Origin of the sequence: Roseococcus suduntuyensis, from assembly GCF_014196305.1 — a bacterium.
GTDB classification, from domain to species: domain Bacteria; phylum Pseudomonadota; class Alphaproteobacteria; order Acetobacterales; family Acetobacteraceae; genus Roseococcus; species Roseococcus suduntuyensis.
The window spans coordinates 48,117-71,399 of the sequence record NZ_JACIDJ010000001.1 but is presented as its reverse complement, the minus strand read 5'-3'; the positions used below and the strand labels follow the sequence as shown (position 1 = coordinate 71,399).

The window sequence follows — 23,283 nt, the reverse complement described above, 5'->3', positions numbered from 1 at the left end:
GGGGGCCCCGGCCTTTTGCCGCGTCTCAAGAAGTGGCTTTGTCGGGGCCATGACGCCTAGATTAGCGGCATTCGTCCCGGTTTGCGAGGCATTCCTGAACACGCGGGGCTGCCCTGCGCCAAAGGCTTGTAACTTCTGGTTTACTTACTCCGCGGCGGCCCTGGCCTCCGGGCCCAGTTCGGCCCAGGCGGCGTCGAGGCCCTCCCGGAAGCGGTGGCACATGTCCTGGATCTCGGCCTCGGTGATGATGAGGGGCGGTGTGAAGGCGATGCGGTCGCCGATGGCGCGGACGATGAGCCCGGCCTCGTGGCACTTGTTCTGCACCAGCACGCCGACCTTGCGGGAGGGGGCGAAGGGCGTGCGGCTCGCCTTGTCGGCCATGAGTTCCACGCCCGCGATGAGGCCCACGCCGCGCACATCGCCCACCAGCGGGTGGTCGCGGAAGGCACCGAGTCCGTTGAGGAAGGCCGGCGCCACGGCGCGGACATGGCCCACCATGTCGCGCTCCTCATAGATGGCCAGCGTCTCCAGCCCCACCGCGCAGGCCACCGGGTGCCCGCCATAGGTGAAGCCATGGCCGAAGCTGCCATGCTTCTTCGACCCCGCGACCAGCGCCTCTTGGATGGGCCGGCTGATCAGCGTGGCGGACAGCGGCTGGTAGGCGGCCGTGAGCTGCTTCGCGCAGGTCAGGATGTCAGGCGTGATGCCATAGGTCTCGCTGCCCCAGAGGTTTCCGGTGCGCCCGAAGCCGCAGATCACCTCATCGGCCACGAAGAGGATGTCGTGCTTCTTCAGGATGGGCTGGATCAGGTCGAAATACCCCTCGGGCGGGGTGATGGCGCCGCCACCGCCCTGCACCGGCTCGGCGAAGAAGGCGGCGATGGTGTCGGCGCCCTCGCGCTCGATGAGCGCCTCCAGTTCGGCGGCCATCCGGGCGGAGAAGTCCCGCTCCGTCTCGCCCGCCTCGTGGAAGCGGTAGTAGTGCGGGTTGGAGATGTGCAGGAAACGGTCGCCATAGGGCAGGTCGAAATCCGCCTGCATGTGCGGCTGCCCGGACAGCGACGCCGTGGCGACCGTGTTACCGTGATAGCCGCGGATGCGCCCGATCAGCTTCTTCTTGGCCGGCTTGCCGCGCAGGTTGTTGTAGTACCAGATGACCTTGATGGCCGCGTCATTGGCCTCGCTGCCCGAGCACTGGAACATGACGTGGCTGAGGTCGCCCGGCGCCATCTCCACCAGCTTCTCGGCCAGCCGCACCGAGGGCTCATGCCCCTTCTGAAAGAAGGTGTGGTAGTAGGGCAGTTCCAGGAGCTGCTTGTAGGCCGCATCCGCCAGCCGCTTCTCGGAGAAGCCGAGTGAGGCGCACCAGAGGCCCGCCATCGCCTCGATGTAGCGGCGGCCCTCGCTGTCCACCACATGCACGCCGTCGCCCTTGGCGATCAGCACCGCCCCCTCGCGCCCATGGGCGTCGAGGTCGGTCTGCTGGTGCACCATATGGGCGATGTCCGCCATGTGCAGGTTGTTGGCGCGCATGATGGGGGCTCCCTCTCCCGGTCCGGAGAGGGAAGCCTAGGCCCATCCGCGCGCCGCTGTCAGTCCCTGATCCGTTTGGCCCCGATCAGGCCGGATCACCCGTGTCCGGCGCCAGGCCGGCCGCCTCGATGCCGGCGATGCAGGCTTCCTCGTCCTTGGCCGAGACATCGCCCGAGATGCCGACCGCGCCCAGCAGGTTGTGGGCCGCGTCGCGCACCAGCACGCCGCCCTGGGCCGGCACGGCCTTGCCGCCCGTCAGGTCGGAGAGCGCGTTGGTGAAGCCCGGCATGGACTGGGCGCGCCGCGCCAGCTCCCGCGTGCCGAAGCCCATGGCCAGCGCGCCATAAGCCTTGCCGGTGGCGATCTCGGGGCGCAGCAGGCTCGCGCCATCCTCGCGCTTCGTCACCTTCACATGGCCGCCCGCATCGAGCACCACCACGCAGAGCGGCAGCAGCCCCAGTTCGCGGCCCTTGGCGAGCGCGGCATCGGCGATGGTCTCGGCCTGGGCGAGGGTGAGGCCGTTCACGGCGGCGGGGTGGGCGGGCTGGGGCATGGTCGTCTCCTTTATCCTTGCCCCGAATTAACCCGGAACGGCGCCGGGTCAAATCCGCAGCAGCGGCCGGGGGTCCACCGCCTCGCCACGCCGGCGCAATTCCACATAGAGGGTGGGGCTGCCCGAGGGCGCCAGCACCCCCACCGGCTCGCCCGCGCGCAGGCGCTGCCCGGCCCGCACGTCCAGCCGCGCCATGCCCCCCAGCACCAGATGCTGCCCCGCCCCGCACTCGACGATGACGAGCTGCCCATAGCTGCGGAAGGGCGCGGCGAAGGCGATGGAGCCGGCGCAGGGCGTCACGACACGGGCGCCTGGCGCGGCGGAGAAGGTGAGGCCCCGCGCCGGCCCGCCCTCACCGGGCGAGCCGAAGCCGCGCACCAGCCGCCCGGCCACCGGGGCGATGCTGCCGGGGGGCGTCGGGTCGGCGGGCGGGGCGCTGGGCGCGGGCGCCGGCCGGGCGCGGCGGGCCGCGGCGGCGGCCGCACGCGCTTCCGCCCGGGCGCGCGCCGCCTCTGCCCGCGCCTGGGCCGCTTCGACCCGCGCCAGCGCCTCGGCGAGCGAGGTGGCGCGGGCAATGGCGGCTTCGGCCTGTTCGACGGCGCGGCGCTCGGCGCGTGTCTGGACGGTCAGGTTGCGCTGCGCGTCGGCGAATTGGGCATCCAGCGCGGCGGCGGCCTCGCGCGCCGCGGCCTCGGTGGCGGCGAGGCGGGCTCGGGCGGCGTCCAGCGCCTCCGCCTCCTCCCGCGCGCGGGTGGCGGCGTCGCGCAGCCGGGCGGCGAGAAGCTGCGCCTCCCGCACCATGCCGCGCATGGCGGCGAGGCCCAGCGTGACCTCCTCCGGCGGCACGGGCGCGGCGAGCAGCAGGGGGGCGGGTTCGCGCGCCACGCGCATCAGCACGGGCAGCAGGGGGGCGATGCGGGCCGAGAGTTCCGCCACCTCCGCCCGTGCCGCGGCCTCGGCGGTGGCCAAGGCTTCCGCGCGCTCGGTGGCGTCCAGCAGGGCGCGTTCGGCGTCCTGGGCCCGGGCGGCGCCGGCCACGCGCTCGGTGGCCAGGCGTTCGGCCTCCGCCTCGGCCTCGGCGCGGCGTTCCTCGGCGGCTTCGGCCGCGCGGCGGGCCTCGGCGGCCTGGCGCTGCGCCTCGGCGGCACTTTGCGCCGCCACGCCACCACCTGCCGCCAGCCAGATCGCCGCCCCCAGAAACCATCCCCGCATCATGGGGGCGGACCAGACCACAGACCGGGCGCCGGCGCCAGAATCTTGGGCGCGCGTGATTCACGCCTCCGGGCATGCCGCCCTACGGCGATCATGCTTGGGCGCGCGTGATTCACGCCTCCGGGCGTGCCGCCCTACGGCGATCACGCGCGAGGTTTCCTCCCTCGCCCCGCCATGCGAGAAAGCCCGGCGGAAAGGAACGCCCCATGCCCGAAGGTCGCCTCTTCATTGGCACACGCCGCTATTCCTCCTGGTCGCTGCGCGGCTGGCTGGCCGTGCGCCTCGCGCGGCTGGATGTGGAGGAGGTGGTGATCGCCCTCGCCCCGCAATCCACCGCCGCCATCAAGGGCGCCTCGCCCACCGGCATGGTGCCCTGCCTGGAGCATGGGGGCGCCCGCATCTGGGACAGCCTGGCCATCGGGGAATATTGCGCCGAGCTCACCCCCGGCCTCTGGCCCGCCGACCGCATGGTGCGCGCCCATGCCCGCAGCGTGACGGCCGAGATGCATTCGGGCTTCCGCGAACTGCGCGTGGCCATGCCGATGAACCTGGGCCGCGACTTCGCGGGGCGGGGCCGCACGCCGGGCGCGCTGGCCGATATCGCGCGCGTGGAAACCCTCTGGGCGGAATGCCTGGAGGCGCATGGCGGGCCCTACCTGTTCGGCGCGAACTTCACCCTGGCGGACGCCTTCTACGCGCCGGTGGTGGCGCGCTTCCTCACCTGGCAGCCGCAGCTCAAGGCCACCAGCATGGCCTATGTGGAGGCCGTGCGCGCCCACCCGCTGGTGGCGGAATGGTATGACCTGGCCCGCGCCGAACCGGCCGAATGGCTCCTCGACAAGTATGAGAACCCGGCATGACCGATACAGCCCTGGCCCTGGATCACGTGGGCGTCTGCAATTTCGAACTGGGGCCGATGACGGCGGCCTATGAGGCGCTGGGCTTCACCCTCTCGCCCATCGCGCAGCAATCGGGCAAGCGCACGCCCGACGCGCCCACCGAGCGCATGGCCACCGGCAACCGCTGCGCCTTCCTGCGCCACGGCTATATCGAGCTGCTGGCCATCGTGGAGCCGGGGCGCTGGGACAACCGCCTTTCGGAGTTCGTGGGCCGCTATGGCGGGCTGCACATCCTGGCCATGGCCATGGACGATGCCGAGGCGAACCTGGCCCGGCTGCGGCGGGGCGGCGTGGACATCCCCGGCATCGCGCATCTGGAACGCCCGGTGGACAAGCCCGACGGCCCGCGCGCCCGCTTCTCGCGCCTGCCCTGGCCCGATGCGCCGGAGGGGCGGCTGCAACTCATCCAGCACCACACGCCGGAGCTGATGTGGCAGCCGCATCTGCTGGACCACGCCAACAAGGCGGATCTGCTGGAGGAGCTCATCCTCGTCAGCCCCAACCCGGCGGAAAGCGGCGCACGCCTGTCGCGCCTGACCGGGTTGCCGCTGGAGCCGGGTGCGGCGGGCGGCTTCGTGCTGCGCTTCCCCGGCGGGGCGGGCGTGGCCGGGCCGGATGCGCCCGCCATGGAAACCCGCGTGAGCCTGCTGCCGCCCGAGGCTTTGCCCGCCGTGCTGCCGGGCGTGGAAATTCCGTCCCTGCCGTTCCTGGCCGGCTTCGTGGTCCGCACCAGCGATGGCAATGCCGCCGTGTCGCGCCTGCTGGCGGGCAAGGCGGTGGAACTGCCGGGCGGGCGCCTGATGGTGCCGCCCGCCCTGGCGGCAGGTGCGGCGCTGGTCTTCGCCCCGTGATCCCCGCCGCCGCCATCGGGCGGTCGCTGCGGCTGTATCACGACAAGGCGCGGCGGCCGGGGCTGGACGCCTTCCATCGGCGGTTCTTGTCCTTCGGGGACCTGGCCTTCGACGTGGGCTGCCATGTGGGTGACCGCGCGGCGAGCTTTTTGCGTGTTGGCGCCCGGGTGGTGGCCGTCGAACCCCAGCCGCGCCTCGCGCGCACGCTGCGCCTGCTGTTCCACCGCGCGCCCGGCTTCGCGCTGGAGGAGCTGCTGCTCGGCGCCACCCCCGGCGAGGCCGTGCTGCGGTTGAACCGCGCCAACCCCACCGTCGCCACCGCCAGCGAGGCCTTCATCGCCGCCGCCGCCGGGGCTCCGGGCTGGGAGGGGCAGGAATGGGACGCCACCCTGACCCTGCCGCGCACCACGCTGGATGCCCTCGTGGCCCGCCATGGCGCCCCCGCCTTCATCAAGATTGACGTGGAGGGGTGGGAGGCCGAGGTGCTGGCGGGTCTCTCCGCGCCCCCGCCCGCGCTCTCCTTCGAGTTCACCACCATCCAGCGCGAGGTGGCCCATGCGGCGCTGGCGCGGCTGGTGGCACTGGGCTTCGCCCATTTCAACGCCTGCCTGGGCGAGAGCATGGCATGGGCCTTCCCGGCCGCCGTGAACGCCACGGAGATGGCCGCGTGGCTGACCGCCCTGCCGCCCGAGGCCAACAGCGGCGATGTCTATGCCAGCCTGGACCCCGAGCGGCTTTTGGCCTGAACCTCCTCGGGCGTCGCGGCGATCCCGCGCGCCTTGAGCCAGCGCCCGGCCCCGGGCGCCGTGGTCACCACGCAGAAGGGGATGGCCAGCACCAGCCCCCCCACCCAGGGCAGGGCAAACCACAGCGCCCAGGGCGCGGTCGCCGCCACCGCAGGCAGCGCCACCACCCCCAGCAGCGTGTGCGGCCAGAGCAGCCGCGCCGCATCCCCCCAGGACACGCCACGGTCGGCGCGGTTCTGCGGCTTCCAGCCCATGCGCAGCCCGAAGGGCAGGGCGAGCAGGAAACCCGTCTGGTGGACGGCGCGGATGGGGGCCAGCAGCAGCGCGAAGAGCAACTCGGCCAGGGCGCCCCGCAGGAACCGCCCCCGCCCGCCATAGGTCGCGGCCAGCCGCCCCTGGGCCAGCACCTGCACATAGCCCGCCAGCTTGGAGGCCGCCGGCAACGCCCAGAAGGTGAGAAACACCCCGGCCAGCAGCCCGGCCGGCGCGGCGTCGAAGCCGCCGGTTGCGGCGATCAGCGCGGCCAGCGCGAAGGCCAGCACCCAGAGCGGCGCGCAGAGGAACAGCAGCACCGCCTGGAGCAATTGCCACCGCGCCATCAGCGTCAGCCCCGGCGCGCCCAGCAGCGACCAGTATTGCATGTTGCCCTCGGCCCAGCGCAGGTCGCGCGCCAGGAATTCGGGCAGGGCGGGCGGGTTGCCCTCCAGGCTGCCCGCCTCCTCCGGCACGCACCAGACCTCCCAGCCGGCCTCGTGCAGGCGCACCGCCTCCACCTGGTCGTGGCTCAGGATGGCGCGGCCATCGGGCAGGGCCTCCAGCCGCCCATGTTCGCGGAAGGGGGCCACCCGGATCAGCGCGTTGTGGCCCCAATAGGGGCCCTTCTCGGCCTGCCACCAGCCCTGGCCGCTGGACCAGGCGCGCATGCCCGCCCGCATGCCGAACTGGAAGAGGCGCGGGAAGGCCGCGGTGACCGGCCGCCCCACGATCAATTGCTGGAGGATGGCGATGCGCGGCGCCGCCTCCATGGTGGCGACCAGGGTGCGAACTGCGGCCGGCGACATTTCCGAATCGGCGTCGAGGCAGAGCAGGTGGTCGTAGTCCCGCCCCTCCGCCTCCAGGAATTCCATGACATTGCCGGCCTTGAAGCCGGTGTTCACGGCGCGGCGACGCAGATGGATGCGGGCGGCATCGGCGGGGCGGCGGGCGCGTAGGGCCGCGATGGCGGCGGCCTCGGCCTCGGCATGCGGGCCCGCGGTGCTGTCGGAGAGGAACCAAAGGTCGAAATGCGGCGCCGGCAGCCCGTCCAGCAGGCTCTCCAGCGGCGGGATGACGCCCGACATGTCCTCGTTGCGGACACAGACACCGATCACGGTGCGCGTGCGCGGCGGCCCCTCGGGGTCGCGCAGGGCCGGCACCACATGCGCGGCCGGGCGCGGCGTGAAGAGCAGGATGGCCAGCCCCACCAGCCCATTCCCGCAGGAGAGCGCGGCCCAGGGCGTGAGGCCGGCCAGCACCAGCAGCCAGGCGAGGTCGAGCACGGTAAGCCCATCCCCCGCCACCGCGCGCCCCGCGAGCAGCAGGGCCGAGAGGGCGATCAGCCCGCACAGGGCGAGGAAGGCGAGGCGCCGCAGGGTCATGCGCCCCATACTGCCATGGCGCGCGGCGTTTGCCGAAAGCTCAGCCGCCGGTGAAGAGGTTCCAGATGGTCCGCGCCATCACCGCCAGGAAGGCGGCGAGGACCAGCAGAAGCGCGAAGCGCAGCAGGATGAGGAAGGCATCGCCACGCCGGGCCGCCCGCTTTTCCGCCATTCCGAGGAACCTTGAAGTTGAGGTGTGCGGGCCGGGGGGTAGCCCTGGCGTAGAGCGGATTCAAGGTGGTCAGCGGGTTATCCACATGACAATTTCGGACGAAAAAGCCGCATAATATACTGCAGGAACTTGAGATTGAGAGCCCTTCAGCCCTCGCCGCCCAGCTCCTGCCGGAACAGGTCCAGCAGGCGCAACGAACCGTCGCGCTGCACCAGGTGCCAGAAGGTCCAGCCATTGCAGGAGGGCGCCTCCTGCACCGCCGCCCCCACGGCATGGATGGAGCCGCGCGCCGTGCCGCAGGCCAGGCTGGCATCGGCCTGGACGGTGGCCGTCCAGCGGCGGTGCCGGTCGGTCAGCGCATCGCCGGGGGCGATCAGGCCGCGTTCCACCAGCACGCCGAAGGGGATGCGCTTCTGCTCGCGCTTCGAGGGGGTGCCCACCAGCGCGGCCTCGTCATGCGGGGTGATGGAGAGGATGCGCCGTTCGGCGGCGGCCGCGTAGCCGGGGTCGCGTTCGATCCCGATGAAGCGCCGCCCCAGCCGCCGCGCCACCGCCCCCGTGGTGCCGCTGCCCAGGAAGGGGTCCAGCACCACATCGCCCGGCTTGGTGCAGGAGAGCAGCACGCGGTGCAGCAGCGCCTCGGGCTTCTGGGTGGGGTGCAGCTTGCGCCCGGCCTCGTCGCGCAGGCGTTCCGCGCCGGTGCAGAGCGGGATGAACCAGTCGCTGCGCATCTGCAGGTCATCGTTCAGCGACTTCATGGCGGCGTAGTTGAAGCGGTATTTCGCGTCCTGGCTGTGGGCGGCCCAGATCAGCGTCTCATGCGCGTTGGTGAAGCGCCGGCCGCGGAAATTCGGCATGGGGTTGGACTTGCGCCAGATGACGTCGTTCAGGATCCAGAAGCCGAGGTCCTGCAACGCCACCCCCAGGCGGAAGACGTTGTGGTAGCTGCCGATGAGCCACAGCGTGCCGTCCTTGCGCAGCACGCGGCGGCACTCGGTCAGCCATTCGCGGGTGAAGGCGTCATAGGTGGCGAAATCGGCGAAGCGGTCCCACTCGTCATCCACCGCATCCACGCGGCTGTGGTTGGGGCGCAGCAATTCGCCCCGGAGCTGGAGGTTGTAGGGCGGGTCGGCGAAGATGGCATGGACGCTCGCCGGCGGCAGGGCGCGCAGCGTCTCGATGCAGTCACCCACCAGCACCTTGTCCAGCGGCAGATCGAGCCCGGCGCCCACGTAGTCCCCTTCGCGAATCGGTCAGCGACCATGCCGGGGGCGGAGTCACCCCGTCAACCGCGCTGAAGCTCCAACGCGGCCTCGATGGGCGCGAAACCGCGGCGGTGGTGCGGGCAGGGGCCGTGCCGTTCGATGGCGGCGCGGTGCTGGGCGGTGCCATAGCCCTGGTGCCGGGCGAAGCCATATTGCGGCCAGGCGCGGGCCAGCTTGGCCATGCCCCCGTCGCGCACCGTCTTGGCCAGGATGGAGGCCGCCGCGATGGACAGCGACAGCCCATCGCCCCCCACCACGCAGCGCACGGGGCAGGGCAGGGTGGGCGCGCGGTTGCCATCCACCAGCACCACATCGGGCCGGATGGTGAGCCGCATCACCGCGCGGCACATGGCGATGTGGGTGGCGGCCAGGATGTTGTGCGTGCCGATCTCGCGCGCCGAGGCCGCGCCGAGGGCGAAGACGAGAAGCCCGTCGCGCGCCGCCTGCCGGATGGCGGCGGCGGCCACCGCGCGCGCCGCGGGCGTCAGGCGCTTGCTGTCATCCAGCAGCGCGGCGAGCGGGTCGGGGCAGGGGGCGAGGAACATGACGGCGCCGGCCAGCACCGGGCCGGCCAGCGGCCCGCGCCCCGCCTCATCCACCCCGGCGACAAGGCCACCCGCGTCTGCCTCCAGCGTGTAGTCCGGCACCATGCCCCCCGAGCGAATCGCGGGCCCATCCTGCCGCGCGGGGGCGCGGATGGTCAAAGCAGGCGCAACTGCGCGTCGTCCACACGGCCGTTGAAATGGTGGGTGGCGAGGTGGTGCATGGTCTCGGCGCGGCGTTCGAGGCCGAGGCGCCGCACGGCCGTGGCGAAACGCTGCCCCAGCATCTGGGCATAGGCGCCCTCGCCGGTCTGGCGGCGTTCGAAATCCGCGTCGTAGAGCTTGCCGCCGCGGGTCTGCCGCACGAGCGCCAGCACGCGGGCGGCGCGGTCGGGGTAGTGCTGGTGCAGCCATTCCTCGAAGAGCTGCCGCAGCTCATGCGGCAGGCGCAGCAGCACATAGCCCGCGAGGCCGGCCCCGGCGGCCGCGCTCGCTTCCAGGATGCGTTCGAGCTCGGCGTCGTTGATGCCCGGGATCATGGGCGCGGCGAGCACGGCCACCGGCACCCCCGCCGCGCGCAATTGCCGGATGGCCTCGATGCGGCGCGCGGGGCTGGCGGCGCGGGGTTCCATGGCGCGGGCCAGCCTGGCGTCCAGCGTGGTGACCGAGACGCAGACCCGCACGAGATCGAGCTTGGCCATGCGCGAGAGAATATCCAGGTCGCGCAGCACCCCCGCCCCCTTGGTCACGATGCTGACGGGGTGGCGGAAGCGTTCCAGCACCTCCAGCGTGCGGCGCGTCACCTGGGCGGTGCGCTCGATGGGCTGGTAGGGGTCGGTGTTGGCGCCCAGCGTCACCACGCGCGGCACATAGCCGGGCTTGGCCAGTTCTCGCGCCAGCAGCTCCGGCATGTCCGGCTTGAAGAAGAGCTGCGTCTCGAAATCCAGCCCGGGCGAGAGGCCCACATAGGCGTGGCTCGGACGCGCGAAGCAATAGACGCAACCATGCTCGCAGCCGCGATAGGGGTTGAGCGAGCGGTCGAAGCTGAGGTCCGGGCTGTCATTGTAGTTCAGCGCGGATTTGGCGGCCTCGCGTGTCAGGGACGTGCGCAGCGGGGGCATGTCCTCGGTGAGGCTGCCCCAGCCATCGTCGAAGGCCTCGCGCGCCGTGCTCTCGAAGCGCACGGCGGGGTTGGAGGCGGTGCCGCGCCCCTTCTGCCATGTCGGCGGCCATATCGGCGGATGGCCATTGTCGGGCATGGTGGCGCCTCCGTTTCGCATGGCGAGAAGCTGTCCGCCGGGGCGGGTTGGGTCAAGGAAAAGGGATGCAAATCGCGTCTGTTTCGGTCGTGCTGCCGGTGCTGAACCCGGGGGGGCGGCTGTCGCCGCTGCTGGCGCAGTTGCGCGCGGCGGGGGTGGGCGAGGTGATCCTGGCCGATGGCGGCAGCGCCACCCCGCCCGAAGCCGCCCCGCCCGTGCGGCTGCTGCCCGCCCCGCGCGGGCGCGGGCCGCAGATGGTGGCGGGCGCGGCGGCGGCGCGGGGGGACTGGCTGCTCTTCCTGCACGCCGACACGCGGCTGGGCGAGGGTTGGGAGGGCGCGCTGCGTGCCGCCATGGCCGAGCGCGCCCGCGCCCACCACTTCGCCTTCGCCCTGGATGACGCGTCGCCCGAGGCCCGCCGCCTGGAACGCGCCGTGGCCTGGCGCTGCCGCTGGCTCGCCTTGCCCTATGGCGACCAGGGCCTGTTGATCCATCGCGATCTCTACGCCCTGCTTGGCGGCTTCCGCCCTCTGCCGCTGATGGAGGATGTGGACATGGTTCGCCGCCTGGGCCGGGCGCGGTTGGCCGCGATGCCGGTGCCCGCCATCACCTCGGCCGAGCGCTGGCGGCGCGACGGGTGGCGGCGGCGTTCGGCGCGGAATCTTCTGGTTCTGTCGCTGTGGTTCGCGGGCGTGCCGCCACGCTGGCTGCTGCGGCTCTACGCCGGCCGGTGAGGCGCTGGACTTCCGCGGCGAAAGGGCCAGTCTTGCGGCCATGCTGCTGCGCGTCATGACCTGGATCCTTGTCGGCCTGCTGGTCCTCCTGTTGGGGCTGGCCATCTGGCTCTACACGCCCGATGCGCGGCGGGAGGCGCATGAGGCGCGCTGGGCGCCGCCGCCCTCCAGCTTCGTCGAGGTGGCGGGGCTGCGCCTGCACCTGCGCGACACCGGCCCCCGCGAGGCGCCGGCCATCCTGCTGCTGCACGGCTTCGGGTCTTCGCTGCACACCTGGGACGATGTCGCGGCCGGGCTGGAGGACCGCTTCCGCGTGCTGCGGATGGACCTGCCGGGCTTCGGCCTGACCGGGGCGGACCCCTCCGGCGACTACTCCGATGCCCGCGCCCATGCCGTGATCGCGGCGCTGCTGGACCGGCTGGGGCTGGACCGCGTGCACCTGGTGGGCAGTTCCATGGGCGGGCGCATCGCCTGGAGCTTCGCCGCCGCTGAGCCCGCCCGCGTGGACCGCCTGGTGCTGATGGCGCCCGATGGCTTCGCCTCGCCCGGCATCGACTACAACCGCAGCCCGCGCGTGCCGCTGCTGATGCGGGCGCTGCCCTACACCCTGCCGCGCTTCATGGTGAAGGGCGGCATGGCACCCGCCTATGCCGACCCGAACGCCATGACCGACGCGCTGGTCGAACGCTACCACGCCATGATGATCGCCCCCGGCGTGCGGCAGGCCATCCTGGACCGCATGGCGCAGCACATCCTGGTCCCGCCCGAGCCGCTGCTGGCGCGCATCCAGGCGCCGACGCTGCTGCTCTGGGGCGCGGTTGACCGGATGGTGCCGGTGACGAATGCCGAGGACTACCTGCGCGCCATGCCCAATGCGCGGCGCGTGGTGCTGGAGGGCGTGGGACATGTGCCCATGGAGGAGGCGCCGGCCGAGGTGGTGCGGGTGCTGCGGGAGTTTCTTGCGGAGTAGCCCTCACCCCGCCTGGGCGTGCAGCCGCTGATACACGCCGCCGGCCTTCACCAGCTCGGCGTGGGTGCCTTCCTCGACGATGCCCTGTTCGGTCACCACGATGATCCGGTCGGCATTGCGGATGGTGCCCAGGCGGTGCGCGATGACCAAGGTGGTCCGCCCCGCCGCCAGTTCCGCCAGCGCGCCCTGGATCGCGGCCTCGGTCACGGTGTCGAGCGCCGAGGTCGCCTCGTCCAGGATCAGGATGGGCGGGTTCTTCAGGAAGATGCGCGCGATGGCCAGGCGCTGCTTCTGGCCGCCCGAGAGCTTCACGCCCCGCTCGCCGATGAGCGTGTCCAGGCCCAGGGGCAGGTCGGCGATCACGTCATCCAGCCGGGCCCGGCGCGCGGCGTCGCGAATCTCCGCCTCGGTCGCGCCCAGGCGGCCATAGGCGATGTTCTCGCGCAGCGTGCCGGCGAACAGGAACACATCCTGCTGCACGATGCCGATGTTTCCGCGCAGGCTCTCCTGCGTCATGTCGCGGATGTCGGTGCCGTCAATGGTGATGCGCCCACCCGTCACCTCATAGAAGCGCGGCAGCAGGGAGCAGATGGTGGTTTTTCCCGCGCCCGACGGCCCAACCAGCGCCACGGTGCGCCCGGCCGGGATGTGCAGGTCAAGGCCGCGCAGCAGGGGGCGGTCGGGCGTGTAGCCGAAATGAACGTCCTCGAAGCGCACCTCGCCGCGCAGCTTGCCCACCGCCTGCGCCTGCGGGCGGTCGGTGATGTCCGGCTCCGTCGCCATCAAATCCAGAAAGCTGCGGAAGCCCGCGATGCCCTTGGGATAGGTCTCGATGACGGCGTTGATCTTGTCGAGCGGGCGGTAGAACACGCCCACCAGCAGCAGGAAGGCCACGAAGTCGCCGATGGTGAGTTCGCCGCGCACGATCAGCACGGCACCGGCCAGCATCACGATCACCTGCACCAGCCGCATGCCGAGGTAGTTCAGCGTCTGGCTGACGGCCATGATGCGATAGGCGTCGAGCTTGGTGTCGCGGTACTTGGCGTTGTCGGCGTCGAACAGCGCGCGCTCATGCGCCTCGCGCCCGAAGGCCTTCACCACGCGGATGCCGCCCACCGCTTCCTCGATGCGGGCGTTGAAGGCGCCCACTCGGCCGAACTGCGCCTGCCAGTTCAGCGTCATCCGCCCGCCGTAATGCGCGACGACCCAGGCGATGCCGGGCACCACCAGCGCGGTGATGAGCGCCAGCGTCGGGCTGACCAGCAGCATCAGGGCAAACGCGCCGGCGAAGGTCAGCACCGCGATCAGCACGTCCTCGGGGCCGTGATGCGCGACCTCGCCGATGTCTTCCAGGTTCTTGGTGACGCGGCCGACCAGATGCCCGGTCTTCTGATTGTCGTAGAAGCGGAAGGAGAGCTTCATCAGGTGGTCGAAGGCGCGCGCGCGCAGCCGCGTCTCGATCGCGATGCCCAGCACATGGCCGTAATAGGTGACCACCGCCATAAGCGCGGCATTGGCGAGGTAGACGGCCAGCAGCCCCAGCACCGCCAGCACGATGAGCTGCATGTCCTGCTGCGGCAGCAGGTGGTCGATGACGGCGCGCACCGCCATCGGGAAGCCGAGCTCCAGCATCCCCGACAGCGAAGCGCAGCCGAAATCCAGAAGCAGCAGCCGCTTGTGCGGGCGGTAGCAGGCGGCGAACTGCTTCAGCATGGGCGTCTCAGTGTCCGTGGCGCAGCGCGGCCCGGGCCAGGGCCAGGCTGCCCGCCAGCGCCAGCACGGCGAGTGCGACCGGCAGGCCCCAGCCGGGCAGGGTTTCCAGCGCCAGGCCCGCCGCCGGGGCGCCCAGCGCGCCGCCCGCCAGATAGGCCGTGTTCAGCCCGGCCATGCCCAGCGCCCGGGTGGGGCCGGCGAAGCGCTGCACCGCGCGCACCATGCCCAGCGTGTAGATGGCGCCCGCGGCACCGCCCCAGATGGCCAGCACCGGCCAGATGCCCCAGCCAGGCGCCAGCAGCGGCCACAGCAGGGACGCGGCGGCGACGGCGATGCCGCAGCCCAGCAGCGCGCGGTGCGGCCCCAGCCGGTCCGACACCCAGCCCACCGGATATTGCGCCAGCACATTGCCGAACCCGGACGCGATGACGATGGCCGCCGCCGCACCCGCCGTCAGGCCCAGCGCCAGCCCCTGCACGGGGAACACCGCGCCCGCCGCCGCTTCCAGCGCGCCGCACAGTGCCGCGGCACCCGCGGGCGCCGCCAGCACCCACAGCACCGGCCGCAGCCGGTCGAAGGTCAGGCGCATGCGGCGCGGCATGGTGCCCGGCGGGTCCCGCAGGGCCGCGCCCAGAACCAGCCCCAGCGCCAGGATGCCGGCCGAGACGAAGAAGGCCGAAGGTGTGACCCCCGTGATCAGCAGCACCGCCGGCCCGCCGCCGATCGCGGCCGAGACGAAGGTCTGGTAGAGGCCGAGCGAACGCCCTTCCTGCCCCTCGGGGGCGAGGGCGGCCGCGATGGCATCGGCCGTCGTCCAGGTGAGGCAGGAGCCCACGCCCAGCATCGCGCCGAAGACGAACCACAGCCAGAGCGGCGGGTTGAAGCCCAACCCCACCAGCCCAAGGATGGCGAGCCCCCCCGCGATGCGGTGCAGCGCGAAGGCGCCGCCCACCAGCCCCGCGATCCAGGGCGTGGCGGGTGCCGTGGCCAGGGCCGAGCCCCAGACCATGGCGGCGTAGAGGCCGACCAGCGCGGGCGAGACACCGGCCTCGGTCAGCAGGATGGCGGCGAGCGGCGTGCTCATCCACACGCCCGCGAAGGCGCAGGTGGCCGCGCCCACGAACAGGGCAAAGGGGTTGCGCGGCGCGCGTGGCGCCGCGTTCAGGGTGGTGGCGGACATGATGTATCGGGCGCGCAGGGGCGCCCCCTCGGGATCCAGTGGTGGCGGTCGGGGATGGGTCGCGGGTTCAGCCGCGTTTGCCGCCCTGTGGATCAGGCATCAGCAGCACCGGCAGCAGGCCGAGCAGCGCCGGGCGCTTCAGACGGCCGGAGCCGTGACGCGCGCAAGGGCCACGAAATGTGCCGAGGTGAGCCATGTCGCCAAGCTGACCGCGGCATTCATGAAAGTCAAACCAAGCCTGTATTGCGTGCCGCGCATGGCAGGCGCAATTTGCGGGGCATGATCGCCTCCATCCTGCTCGTCCTCGACGACACCCCGGGCGCCGCCGCGGCGCGCGACCTGGCCTTCGCGCTGGCCAGGCGCACCGGCGCCGCCATCACCGGCGTCTTCGTCATGGACCGCCCGCACACGAGCGATGTGCATGAGCCGGTGCCGGTGGGCGGCGGGGCCTTCGCGGCCCAGCGCAACAAGCGCCTGGCCGAGGCCCTGCGCGAGGAGGCGCGGGATGTGGTGGCCGCCGCCCGCGCCGCCGCCGGCGACCTGCCCTTCGAGGTGCATCTGCGCGAGGAGGCGCCCGAGCCGGCCATCCTGGCCGAGGGCGCCCAGCATGACCTCATCGTCATCGGCCGCGACTGCACCCTGGGCCGCGAGGCCTGCGAGGACGGGCTCTCCCCCACGGTCGAGGCGCTGATCCGCGACGGCGTGCGGCCCTTGCTGGTCGTGCCGCCGGGCGCGCCCGCCACGGCCGATGGCCCGGCGCTGATCGGCTATCACGGATCGCTCGCCGGGATGCGCGCGGTGCAGCTCTTCGCCCTGCTCGGCCTGGGCCGCGAGGGCGAGGTGCGGCTTCTGGATTTCAGCCCCGGTGGTGCCGGCCTCGCGGGGATGAAGGCCTACCTCAGCCATCATGGCTGCAAGGTCTCCGCCAAGGCCGAGACGGGCGATGAGCACGACACCCTGCTGGCCGAGGCCCGCCGCCTGCCGGCGCGGCTGATGGTCCTGGGCGCGGAGGGGGAAGGCGGGCTGTCCCGCCTCGTCTTCGGCAGCGCGACGGCGCGGCTGCTGCGCGCCTCACCCTGCCCCGTCTTCATCCACGGCTGATCCGCGCCACCCCATGCATGTCCTGGTCCTGGGCGCGGGGGTGATCGGCCTCACCACCGCCTATACCCTGGCGCGCGAGGGCCATGAGGTCACGCTGCTGGACGCCGAGCCGGCGGTGGCGCGCGGCGCGAGTGCCGCCAATGGCGGGCAGCTTTCCTATTCCTACGTGGCGCCCTTCGCCGGGCCCGGCGTGCCGTGGAAGGTGCCAGGCTGGCTGATGGACCCGGACGGGCCTTTGCGCTTCCGTCCGGAGCTTGATCCGCACCAATGGGGCTGGATCTGGCAATTCCTGCGCGCCTGCAACGCCGCCACCGCGGCCGAGACCACGGCGCGGCTGCTGCGCCTCGCCTACCTCTCGCGCGACCTGACGCAGGAGGTCGCGGCGCGCGGCGTGGCGGAGTTCGGCTTCGCCCATGCCGGCAAGCTGGTGCTGCAGCCCGATGCCGCCGCCATGGAGGGCGCGAAGCGTCAGATGGCGCTTCAGGCGAAGCTCGGCTCCGAGCAGGTGGCGCTGGACCGCGACGCATGCGTGGCGCTGGAGCCTTCGCTGGCCCGTATCGCGCACCGGATCGCGGGTGGCATCCACACGCCGGGTGAGGATGCGGGCGATTGCGCCCTGTTCTGCGAGGGGCTGGCCGCCTGGCTCGCGCGCTCGAACCACAAGGTCGCCATCCGGCTGGGGTTGCGGGCGCGGCAGATCATCCGCGCCGAGGGCCGCATCCGGGGCGTGGTCACCGATGCGGGCGTGATCGAGGCCGATGCGGTGGTGGTGTGCCTTGGCCTCGGCGCGCGGGAATTGCTGCGGCCGCTGGGACAGAAGGTGCCGATCTACCCACTGAAGGGCTATTCCCTCACCCTGCCCGTGGCGCGGGACGATGCCGCGCCGCATGTCAGCGTGACCGACAGCGCCTCCAAGGTGGTCTATGCCCGGCTGGGCAGCCATTTGCGCGTGGCGGGCATGGCGGACCTGGTCGGCGTGGACCCCCGCCTGCACGAGAAGCGCCTTTCCACTCTGATCCGTCAGGCGCGGGAGGCCTTCCCGGAGGCCGGCGACTGGGACGGGCCGCTGCGTCCCTGGACGGGCATGCGCCCCTACACCCCCACCGGCCTGCCGCTGATCGGCCGCAGCCCGGCAGCGCCCAACCTCTATCTGAACACCGGGCATGGCGGCCTGGGCTGGACCCTTGCCATGGGCAGCGCCGCCGTCCTGGCCGCGCGCCTCGCGGGCCGCGCGCCGCCCATCCCAACCGATGGTTTCGACCCCGCCGCCGCTTGACCGCGCCCCGCCACCCTGCCACAGACCGCGCGCCCGCGCGACGCGGGCCAGCCTGACCGGGGTGTCCGGTCGCCCGAGGCTGATCTCAACCCGAGAATCACATCCTCAGCGACAAGAGGCCGAACCAAGCCATGCGCGACAAGGGCGAGTACCTTTTCACCTCGGAGAGCGTCTCCGAAGGCCACCCGGACAAGGTCGCGGATCGCATCAGCGACACCGTGCTGGACACCTTCCTGGAGCAGGACCCCTATGCGCGCGTGGCGTGCGAGACCCTGGTCACCACCAACCGCATCGTCATCGCGGGCGAGACCCGCGGGCCGTCCTCGATCACGCCCGAGCTGCTGATCCACAAGGCGCGCATGGCGGTGCATGACATCGGCTATGAGCAGGACGGCTTCCACTGGCAGAACGCCCATGTGGAATGCCACCTGCATGCCCAGTCCGCGCACATCGCGCAGGGCGTGGACGCCGCCGGCAACAAGGACGAGGGCGCCGGCGACCAGGGCATCATGTTCGGCTATGCCTGCACCGAGACGCCGGAACTCATGCCTGCGCCGCTCTACTACGCGCACCTGATCCTGCGCCGCATCAGCGAGATGCGCCGCAATGGCGACGTGGCCGTGAAGGGCCTGCTGCCCGACGCGAAGTCCCAGGTCACGCTGCGCTATGTGGATGGCAAGCCCGTCGGCGCCACCTCCATCGTGCTGTCCACCCAGCACGAAGAGGGCATGGACCAGGCCCAGATCAAGGCGATGGTGAGGCCCATCATCGAGAGCAGCCTGCCCAAGGGCTGGATGTGCCCCGAGGGCGAGCTCTACGTGAACCCGACCGGCACCTTCGTCATCGGCGGGCCGGACGGCGATTGCGGCCTGACGGGCCGCAAGATCATCGTGGACACCTATGGCGGCGCGGCCCCGCATGGCGGCGGCGCCTTCTCGGGCAAGGACCCCACGAAGGTGGACCGCTCGGCCGCCTATGCCGCGCGCTATGTGGCGAAGAACGTGGTGGCCGCCGGGCTGGCCGAGAAGTGCACCATCCAGGTCAGCTACGCCATCGGCGTGGCCAAGCCGCTGTCGGTCTATTTCGACCTGCACGGCACGGGCAAGGATGTGGACGAGGTGAAGCTGGCCAAGGTGGTGCAGGAGCTGATGAACCTGTCGCCCCGCGGCATCCGCGAGCACCTGCACCTGAACCGCGCCATCTACGTCCCCACCAGCGCCTATGGCCATTTCGGCCGCACGCCGGATGAGGAGAAGGGCACCTTCACCTGGGAGCGCACGGACCTCGTTCCCGCGCTGAAGTCGGCCTTCGGGCGCTAAGGCCTTTCCCCACGAAATCGCCTTTGGCGCTTTCGTGGGGGCCACGGATTGGTCCTGGTTCTGCGCGGGCGGGCCGCGTTGCCGTGGCGAAGCCACGGCGCCGCCCGACAGGGGCCAGCTCGACTGTTGCATTGATTTCCCCCGCGTGGTCTGCCGCGCGGGGTTTTTTGTGAGGCGTGGCGATGACCACCGAAGATGACTGGCCCGAGGGCATTCCCCACCGCCTCTATGGCCGCCGGCGCGGCAAGAAGCTGCGGCCCCGGCAGGAACGGCTGCTGGAACAGGCGCTGCCGCGCATCCGCTTTGAAGGCCTGGGCTTCGCGGCGGGCGCCGAGGCGCTCTGGCTGGAAGTGGGCTTTGGCGGGGGCGAGCACACGCTGGCGCAGATGCGCGCCAGCCCCCGCACCGCCATCATCGCGAGCGAGGTCTATGAGCAGGGCCTCTGCTCCCTGCTGACCGAGATCATCCCCGAAGGCCAGGAAGCCACCGCGCCCCCGCCGCCCCTCTTGCGCCTCTGGCCGGCCGATGCGCGGGAGCTTCTGCTGACCCTGCCGGAAGCCAGCCTCGACCGCCTTTTCCTGATGTTCCCCGACCCCTGGCCCAAGTCGCGCCACGCCAAGCGCCGCTTCGTCCATCCGGAGATGCTGCCCATCGTCGCCCGCGCCCTGAAGCCCGGCGGCATCTGGCGCGTGGCGAGCGATGACCCGACCTACCAGGACTGGGTGCGGGAGGTCTTCGCGGAACAATCCCTCTTCGCGCCCCACGCCTTCCACGAGGCGCGGCCGGAGGGCTGGCCGCCCACGCGCTACGAGGCCAAGGCGCTGGAAGCGGGCCGCCAGCCCCTCTACTGGGAGTGGCGGCGGGGCTGAGCCGGGGTCCGGGCTAACCGCAATCCGGCGTGCCGGCCACCGCCTCGAAGGGGGGAAGGGGCATCGCGCCGGGGCGCCCTGGGCGGGTGGAGCCCACCCGGATTTGCACCATCACGGTGCAGCCGCCGCCGCGCACGCGATAGAGGCCGGGTTCCACATACTCGACCAGGGTGATGGGCCGCATGCCCAGCGCATCGGTCGCGGCCCGCACCACCTGCGTGATCTCGGCCGCGCGGCGGCGCTGCGGCGGTTCGCTGGCGGAAGCGGGTGCCGCCGCCAGAAGTGCCGCCAGCAAGGCCGCCGCGCGGATCAATGCGCCGCTGCCTTGGCGCCGCCCGCGAAGCGTGCCTTCACCCGCTCGCGCAGGGTCTGGAACACGACGTAGAGCATCGGGATCATGAAGATGCCGAGCAGCGAGGCCGCCAGCATGCCCCCGAACACGGGCAGGCCGACCGCCTGGCGCGAGAGGGCCGCGGCCCCGCTGGCCGTCACCAGCGGCACCAGGCCCAGGATGAAGGCGAAGCTCGTCATCATCACGGCGCGGAAGCGCATGCGCGCGGCGATCACCGCGGCCTCGCGGATGGGCAGGCCGCGTTCGCGCTGCTCCTTCGCGAATTCCACGATGAGGATGCCATTCTTCGCCGCCAGCGCGATCAGCACCACAAGGCCGATCTGCGCGTAGACCGTGAGCGGCAGCTGCGCGATGAACAATGCCGCGAAGGAGCCCAGGCCCCCCACCGCCACCGAAAGCAGCACCGGCACCGGGATGGTCCAGCTCTCATACAGCGCCACCAGGAAGAGGTAGGCGAACAGCAAGGCGAGGGCGATCAGCACGCCCGTCTGCCCCGCCGCGCGCTTCTCCTGGTAGGCGGTGCCGGTCCAGTCGAAGCCATAGCCCGACGGCAGCACGCGCGCCGAGATCTCCTCCATGGCCAGCAGCGCGTCACCGGAGGAGACGCCCGGCCGCCCCTGGCCGTTCAGCGTGACGGAGCGGAAGTTGTTGTAGCGCTGGATGGTCTGCGGCCCCAGCACCACCCGCACATCGGCGAAGGCGCGCAGCGGCACCATCTCGCCCCGGCTGTTGCGGACCTGCAGGCGCCAGATGTCGGGGATGTCGTCCCGGTCCTCGGCCACGGCCTGGATGTTCACCTGCCAGGTGCGGCCGAACAGGTTGAAGTCGTTCACGTAGTAGCCGCCCAGCGAGGCCTGCAGCGTGGTGAACACATCCGAGATCCGCACGCCCAGCGCCTGCGCGCGGTCGCGGTCCACATCCAGGAAGAGCGAGGGCGTGGTGGGCGAGAAGGTGGAGAAGACGGCCGTCAGCCGAGGGTCCTGGTTGGCGGCCACCATCATGCCCAGCATGGCGCCGGCGAGTTCGGCGGGGTCGCGCCCCTCGAAATCCTGGAGCTGGTATTCGAAGCCGCTGCCGGTGCCGAGGCCGATGATGGGCGGAATGTTGAAGGCGAAGACATCGGCCGCGCGAATGGCCTGGGTCTCGCCGAAGACGCGGCCGATGCCGGCGAAGACGCTGTCCTGCACGGCCTTCCGGTCCTCGAAGGGCCGCATCCGTGCCACCATGAAGGCGGCGTTGGACTGCGCGCCGCCGTCAATGAGCGAGAAGCCCACGATGGCCAGGCGGTCCTGGATGGCGGGGTTGCGGGCGAGGATCTCCTCCACCTGCTCCACCACCTCGCGCGTGCGGGCGACGGAGGAGCCCTGGGGAAGCTGGAGCTGGATGAAGAAGGCGCCCTGGTCCTCGTTGGGCAGGAAGCCCGAGGGGGTGCGGTTGCCGATCTCGAAGATGCCCCAGCCGATGGCCGCGGTGAGCAGCAGCGAGACGGCCGCCACCCGCACCAGCCGCGTCACGATGGCCGCATAGCCGTCGCGCACCTTGTCGATGGCGCGCAGCACGTACTTGATGGGGCCGCGCTTCGGCCCCGTGTGCCGCAGCATGATGGCGCACAGCGCGGGCGAGAGTGTCAGCGCGTTGATGGCCGAGATGATCATGGCCACGCTGATGGTCACCGCGAATTGCTGGAACAGCACCCCCGACACGCCGCCGATGAGGCTGATGGGCACGAAGACCGACAGCAGCACCAGCGTGATGGCGATGATGGGCCCCGTGATCTCGCCCATGGCGACGCGCGTGGCTTCGGCCGGCGTGAATTCGGGGTTCTCCTCCATCACGCGCTCGACATTCTCGACGACGACGATGGCGTCATCCACCACGATGCCGATGGCCAGCACCATGGCCAGCAGCGAGATGGTGTTGGCCGAGAAGCCGATGGCCAGCATCACCGCGAAGGTGCCGATGAGGCTGACCGGCACGGCGATGATGGGGATCACCGTGGCGCGGAACGAGCCCAGGAAGAGATAGACCACCACCACCACCAGCACGAAGGCTTCCAGCAGGGTGATGATGACCTCGCGCATCGTCTCCAGCACGAAGGAGGAGGTGTCATAGACCACCACCGTCTCCATGCCGTCGGGGAAGCGTTGCTGCAGCCGTGCCAGCTCCGCGCGCACCGCCTCCGCCACCGCCACCGCATTGGCGCCAGGTGAGAGGTAGACGCCCATGGTGACGGTGGGCTGGCCGTTCAGCCGCGCCTCCACATCCATGTTGGCCGCGCCGAGCGCCACGTTGGCCACGTCGCGCACGCGCAGGGTGGAGCCGTCGGGGTTGGCGCGGATGATGATCTCGCCGAACTGCTCGGGGCTCGCGAGGCGGCCCGAGGTCTGGATGTTGAACTGGAACTGCTGGTCGTCGCCGATGGGCCGCGCGCCGATCCGCCCCGCCGCGGCCTGCACGTTCTGCGCCTGGATGGCCGAGATGATTTCGGTGGGCGTGACGTTGAGGTTGTTCAGCCGGTCTGTCTCGAACCAGACGCGCATGGAATAGTCCTGCGCGCCGAACATCTGCACATCGCCCACGCCCGGCAGGCGGCGCAGCGTGTCCAGCATGTTGATGGTGGCGAAGTTCGACAGGAACAGCGGGTCATGCGCGGGGTTGGTGGAGGTGACGCCGATGAACTGCAGCACCGCCGAGGATTGCTTGCGGACGGTGACGCCGCTGCGCTGCACCTCCTGTGGCAGCCGCGCCAGGATGCCCTGCACGCGGTTGTTCACGTTCACCGTGTTGATGTCGGGGTTGGTGCCCAGCGCGAAGGTGACGCTGAGCGTGTAGGTCCCGTCATTGGCGCTGTTGGAGCGCATGTAGAGCATGCCATCGGCGCCATTCACGGCACCCTCGATGGGCTGCGCCACCGTGGCCTCCACCACCGCGGCGGACGCACCCGGGTAGCGCGCCGTCACCTGCACCACGGGGGGCACGATGTCGGGGAACTGCGCCACGGGGATCTGCGTCATGGACAGCAGGCCCGCGAGGGTGATGACGATGGAGATGACGATCGCGAAGCGCGGCCGCCGGATGAACAGGTTGGAGATCATAGCGC

21 protein-coding genes are annotated in these 23,283 nt (G+C 71.5%); 9 read left to right on the top strand and 12 right to left on the bottom strand.

The annotated features are described in order from the left end of the window. Positions 1–144: 144 nt before the first annotated feature. From GGQ83_RS00335 to GGQ83_RS00325, 3 genes are all read right to left on the bottom strand, one after another. Positions 145–1,533 carry an aminotransferase gene (locus GGQ83_RS00335; RefSeq protein WP_184381610.1) on the bottom strand — a complete coding sequence of 463 codons (1,389 nt, stop codon included), beginning with the start codon at positions 1,531–1,533 and terminating at the stop codon, positions 145–147. Positions 1,534–1,618: 85 nt separating this feature from the next. After that, positions 1,619–2,086, bottom strand: coding sequence for a GlcG/HbpS family heme-binding protein (locus tag GGQ83_RS00330; protein WP_184381609.1), 468 nt, complete (start codon positions 2,084–2,086; stop codon positions 1,619–1,621). Between the two features lie 48 nt (positions 2,087–2,134). Beyond that, complete coding sequence (locus GGQ83_RS00325; RefSeq protein ID WP_184381608.1) at positions 2,135–3,247, bottom strand: murein hydrolase activator EnvC family protein; 1,113 nt, start codon at positions 3,245–3,247, stop codon at positions 2,135–2,137. A 257-nt stretch (positions 3,248–3,504) separates the two neighbouring features. Here GGQ83_RS00325 and GGQ83_RS00320 point away from each other — a divergent pair, with 257 nt between their 5' ends. The 3 genes from GGQ83_RS00320 to GGQ83_RS00310 are packed head-to-tail and all read left to right on the top strand — an operon-like array spanning position 3,505 to position 5,794. Continuing rightward, positions 3,505–4,158 carry a glutathione S-transferase family protein gene (locus GGQ83_RS00320; RefSeq protein WP_184381607.1) on the top strand — a complete coding sequence of 218 codons (654 nt, stop codon included), beginning with the start codon at positions 3,505–3,507 and terminating at the stop codon, positions 4,156–4,158. Next, positions 4,155–5,048, top strand: coding sequence for a VOC family protein (locus GGQ83_RS00315; RefSeq protein ID WP_184381606.1), 894 nt, complete (start codon positions 4,155–4,157; stop codon positions 5,046–5,048). The genes GGQ83_RS00320 and GGQ83_RS00315 overlap by 4 nt, the downstream gene beginning before the upstream one ends. Then, on the top strand, positions 5,045–5,794 hold the full coding sequence (locus GGQ83_RS00310; RefSeq protein ID WP_184381605.1) for an FkbM family methyltransferase: 750 nt from the start codon (positions 5,045–5,047) through the stop codon (positions 5,792–5,794). The genes GGQ83_RS00315 and GGQ83_RS00310 overlap by 4 nt, the downstream gene beginning before the upstream one ends. Here GGQ83_RS00310 and mdoH read toward each other — a convergent pair. From mdoH to GGQ83_RS00290, 5 genes are all read right to left on the bottom strand, one after another. Beyond that, complete coding sequence (gene mdoH, locus GGQ83_RS00305) at positions 5,758–7,431, bottom strand: glucans biosynthesis glucosyltransferase MdoH (RefSeq protein WP_184381604.1); 1,674 nt, start codon at positions 7,429–7,431, stop codon at positions 5,758–5,760. The genes GGQ83_RS00310 and mdoH overlap by 37 nt on opposite strands. A 40-nt stretch (positions 7,432–7,471) precedes the next feature. Continuing rightward, positions 7,472–7,603: a hypothetical protein gene (locus GGQ83_RS19970; protein WP_260170352.1), complete on the bottom strand. Its 132-nt coding sequence runs from the start codon at positions 7,601–7,603 to the stop codon at positions 7,472–7,474. A 146-nt stretch (positions 7,604–7,749) separates the two neighbouring features. Further along, complete coding sequence (locus tag GGQ83_RS00300; RefSeq protein ID WP_184381603.1) at positions 7,750–8,835, bottom strand: site-specific DNA-methyltransferase; 1,086 nt, start codon at positions 8,833–8,835, stop codon at positions 7,750–7,752. Positions 8,836–8,888: 53 nt separating this feature from the next. Further along, the gene (locus GGQ83_RS00295) at positions 8,889–9,515 is read right to left on the bottom strand and encodes a ribonuclease HII (RefSeq protein ID WP_184382898.1); all 627 of its coding nucleotides are present in this window, start codon (positions 9,513–9,515) and stop codon (positions 8,889–8,891) included. Positions 9,516–9,568: 53 nt separating this feature from the next. Further along, positions 9,569–10,669 carry a PA0069 family radical SAM protein gene (locus GGQ83_RS00290; RefSeq protein ID WP_184382897.1) on the bottom strand — a complete coding sequence of 367 codons (1,101 nt, stop codon included), beginning with the start codon at positions 10,667–10,669 and terminating at the stop codon, positions 9,569–9,571. 65 nt (positions 10,670–10,734) lie between these two features. On the opposite strand from GGQ83_RS00290, the gene GGQ83_RS00285 reads away from it, so the two are divergent. Together GGQ83_RS00285 and GGQ83_RS00280 are read left to right on the top strand one after the other, a co-directional pair. Beyond that, positions 10,735–11,403 carry a TIGR04283 family arsenosugar biosynthesis glycosyltransferase gene (locus GGQ83_RS00285; protein WP_184381602.1) on the top strand — a complete coding sequence of 223 codons (669 nt, stop codon included), beginning with the start codon at positions 10,735–10,737 and terminating at the stop codon, positions 11,401–11,403. Positions 11,404–11,458: 55 nt separating this feature from the next. Continuing rightward, entirely contained in the window at positions 11,459–12,373 is a 915-nt protein-coding gene (locus GGQ83_RS00280) for an alpha/beta fold hydrolase (protein WP_207017838.1), read from the top strand. 3 nt (positions 12,374–12,376) lie between these two features. On the opposite strand, the gene GGQ83_RS00275 is transcribed toward GGQ83_RS00280, so the two are convergent. Continuing rightward, positions 12,377–14,086 carry an ABC transporter ATP-binding protein gene (locus GGQ83_RS00275; RefSeq protein ID WP_184381600.1) on the bottom strand — a complete coding sequence of 570 codons (1,710 nt, stop codon included), beginning with the start codon at positions 14,084–14,086 and terminating at the stop codon, positions 12,377–12,379. Between the two features lie 7 nt (positions 14,087–14,093). Continuing rightward, positions 14,094–15,266, bottom strand: a complete 1,173-nt coding sequence (locus GGQ83_RS00270) for an MFS transporter (RefSeq protein WP_184381599.1) — start codon at positions 15,264–15,266, stop codon at positions 14,094–14,096. 279 nt (positions 15,267–15,545) lie between these two features. Here GGQ83_RS00270 and GGQ83_RS00265 point away from each other — a divergent pair, with 279 nt between their 5' ends. The 4 genes from GGQ83_RS00265 (at position 15,546) to trmB (ending at position 19,831) form a co-directional block, all read left to right on the top strand. Beyond that, positions 15,546–16,367 carry a universal stress protein gene (locus GGQ83_RS00265; RefSeq protein WP_184381598.1) on the top strand — a complete coding sequence of 274 codons (822 nt, stop codon included), beginning with the start codon at positions 15,546–15,548 and terminating at the stop codon, positions 16,365–16,367. A 13-nt stretch (positions 16,368–16,380) separates the two neighbouring features. Next, a complete protein-coding gene (locus GGQ83_RS00260; protein ID WP_184381597.1) occupies positions 16,381–17,643 on the top strand; it encodes a D-amino acid dehydrogenase in 1,263 nt (420 codons plus the stop codon). Between the two features lie 131 nt (positions 17,644–17,774). Beyond that, positions 17,775–18,962, top strand: a complete 1,188-nt coding sequence (metK, locus tag GGQ83_RS00255) for a methionine adenosyltransferase (RefSeq protein WP_184381596.1) — start codon at positions 17,775–17,777, stop codon at positions 18,960–18,962. A gap of 182 nt (positions 18,963–19,144) precedes the next feature. Beyond that, a complete protein-coding gene (trmB, locus tag GGQ83_RS00250) occupies positions 19,145–19,831 on the top strand; it encodes a tRNA (guanine(46)-N(7))-methyltransferase TrmB (protein WP_184381595.1) in 687 nt (228 codons plus the stop codon). A 13-nt stretch (positions 19,832–19,844) separates the two neighbouring features. Here trmB and GGQ83_RS00245 read toward each other — a convergent pair whose 3' ends face one another. Together GGQ83_RS00245 and GGQ83_RS00240 are read right to left on the bottom strand one after the other, a co-directional pair. Next, the gene (locus GGQ83_RS00245) at positions 19,845–20,126 is read right to left on the bottom strand and encodes a hypothetical protein (protein ID WP_184381594.1); all 282 of its coding nucleotides are present in this window, start codon (positions 20,124–20,126) and stop codon (positions 19,845–19,847) included. A gap of 14 nt (positions 20,127–20,140) precedes the next feature. After that, a complete protein-coding gene (locus GGQ83_RS00240) occupies positions 20,141–23,278 on the bottom strand; it encodes an efflux RND transporter permease subunit (protein ID WP_184381593.1) in 3,138 nt (1,045 codons plus the stop codon). Positions 23,279–23,283: the final 5 nt, after the last annotated feature.